At 67.3% G+C, this 2278-nt stretch carries 3 protein-coding genes and 1 riboswitch; of the genes, 1 reads left to right on the top strand and 2 read right to left on the bottom strand.

The annotated features are described in order from the left end of the window. On the bottom strand, positions 1–638 hold a 638-nt coding region (locus ACFWF3_RS32855; RefSeq protein ID WP_379317777.1), incomplete at its 3' end, for an acyl-CoA dehydrogenase family protein. Positions 639–773: 135 nt separating this feature from the next. Further along, entirely contained in the window at positions 774–1571 is a 798-nt protein-coding gene (locus tag ACFWF3_RS32850; protein WP_379317775.1) for an SDR family NAD(P)-dependent oxidoreductase, read from the bottom strand. Between the two features lie 79 nt (positions 1572–1650). Then, a riboswitch (cobalamin riboswitch) is annotated at positions 1651–1784 on the top strand. Positions 1785–1889: 105 nt separating this feature from the next. Between ACFWF3_RS32850 and ACFWF3_RS32845 the strand changes: the two genes are divergently transcribed. Continuing rightward, positions 1890–2278 (top strand): ABC transporter substrate-binding protein (locus ACFWF3_RS32845; RefSeq protein ID WP_379317773.1); only part of this gene is annotated, 389 nt, incomplete at its 3' end.

The following is a 2278-nucleotide window of genomic DNA, read 5'->3' as shown; positions in this document are numbered from 1 at the left end:
GTGTCCCAGGTTTCCTCGGTGCGCACCCCCGGCTGGTCGCGGGCGACGAACAGGTGCACGATGTGCGGGTCGGCGGGGTCGGAGTCGTCACGGGCGTGGATACCCACCGAGGTCCACACCGGGCCCAGCGAGGTGAAGGTCTTGCGGCCGTCGACGCGGTAGGAGCCGTCGGGCAGGCGCCGGGCGCTCACCACCGAATCATCCAGTCCCACATCGTTTCCGCGTTCACCGTGACCGGCCGCGAACACCTCACCGTCGCGAACCGCGGCGAGCAACCAGCTGAAGTCCTCGGCACCGGAGACGGTCAGCGCGGCAGCGGGCCCGGTCCAGTACAGATGCATGTTCACCGCGAGCGCGGTCGCGGGCGCCCAATACGCCAATTGCCTTTGCTCCCTGGACAATTCGCTGAGCGACAGGCCCCGGCCACCGTACTGCGGCGGCAGCGCGGCGCGCAGGTACCCGGCCTCGCGCAGTTCCTCGAAATCCTCGGTGAAGAAGGCGTTTTCAGCGTCGTAACCGGCCGCGCGGGCGTGGAACCGGTGGTAGTCCTCGGTGCTGAAGAAGGCGCTCGGCGCGGCGACCGCCGAGAGCGGGGAGGTGCTGCTGGCAACGACGGTGGGTGTGACGGTGCTGGTCATCGCTGGTCTCCCGGGTTCGCCTCGGCGGCGAGATCGATGGCTTGCGCGAATCGGCGCGACTCCGAATGTGGCAAGTATCGCGGGCCGACCGGGCCGCGGTGAAGCAATAGAATCGGCCCGATCACATCCCGAACGTCAGTAGAAGACCGGCCCGGGAACGCCGCCCCCGGCCGCGATGGCATCACCGGTGATGGCGATGCTGCGTGGCGAGGCCAGGAACGTCACCACATCGGCGACCTCACCCGCGTCGATGATCCGGCGAATCGAATTCTTGACCAACTCTGATTCCAGCTCGGCCACGTCGCCACCGTCTTGCTCGACCTGGCGGGTGAGCCGTTCGGTGAGCCGTTCGGTGCGGGTGAGGCCCGGGTGCACGACTGTCACATTCACCCCGTGCGGCCCCAGCTCGTCGGCGAGGTTCTTGGTCAACGCCGAGACGCTCACGTTGCGGATGGTCTGCCCGATCGAATTGGCCTGCCGCGCACCGAGCCCGCTGATGTTGATGATGCGACCCCACCCCTGCTCCACCAGATGGGGTGCGACAGCACGTGCGGTGCGCAGGTATCCGAGCACCTTGATCTCGACTTCCCTGCGCACGATCTCGTCGGTGGTGGCTTGCAGATCGCCGCCCGCGCCCGCGCTCCACGGTGTGGCGGCGGAGTTGACCAGGATGTCCACGCCACCGAGTTCGGCGACGGTGCGCGCGACGAGTTCTTTCACCTGCTCGTCGTCGCCGGTGTCGGTCGGTACCGCGATCACCCGCCGTCCCGATTGCCGAGCGATCTCGTCGGCGGCGGCGCGCAGCGGTTGCGCCGACCGTGCCGCGAGCACCACATCCACCCCCTCTGCCGCGAGCCCCCGCGCGATAGCCAGACCGATTCCCTTGCTCGCGCCGGTGACGATCGCCCGTTTCCCATCCAGTCCCAGATCCATGGCCCGACGCTAACAATCCCACCCGCAACGCCACACGCCCCAGCTCGAGATGATCGAAACCCGCAGCAGCCTGGGCTTCTCGCAACGTCCGGAGCACCGCGTAGGATATCGCCTGTCCGTAGGGAAGACCGGTGCGAGTCCGGGGCTGTCCCGCAACTGTGAGGCTCGTTCCCGAGCCGAAGCCAGATACCTGCGGATGAACTGTTGAAACGGTCGTGATCACGTGGGTATTGATCGATGCGCCGAACCGAGCCACACCGTTTGTGGTTTGTTTGCGCATGTCTTCGTCGCGTGTGAGCCAACGCGATAGGAGCATCCATGCAGCCGTCGAATCTGCGCCGCCGTACCTTCCTGCTCGGTGGCGCGCTCGCCGCGGGCACGGCCCTGGTCGGGTGCAACCGCTCGTCCGGGAGCTCCGTCGACACTTTCACTGCCGCGTTCCAGGGCTCCGGTGCCGGTGAGGGCATCGATCCCGGTGTGAACACGCTGTTCATCGATGAGGCTCGGATGAAGGCGGTCTACGACGGACTGTTCGAGATCGATGAGACGATGACGCCGATCCCGCGCCTGGCATCAGCCGCGGAGCCGAACGCCGACGGCACGCGGTGGCGCATCACCCTGCGAGACGCCGTCTGGCACAACGGGAAAGCCGTCGGCGCCGATGACGTGCTCTACACCTTCTCGAGGGTGCTCGGACCGCCGCAGCG

The sequence above is a fragment of the Nocardia sp. NPDC060220 genome (assembly GCF_042727815.1).
GTDB lineage: Bacteria > Actinomycetota > Actinomycetes > Mycobacteriales > Mycobacteriaceae > Nocardia.
Note: the sequence above shows the minus strand (reverse complement) of the source record. Positions and strands in the feature narration are given on the sequence as shown.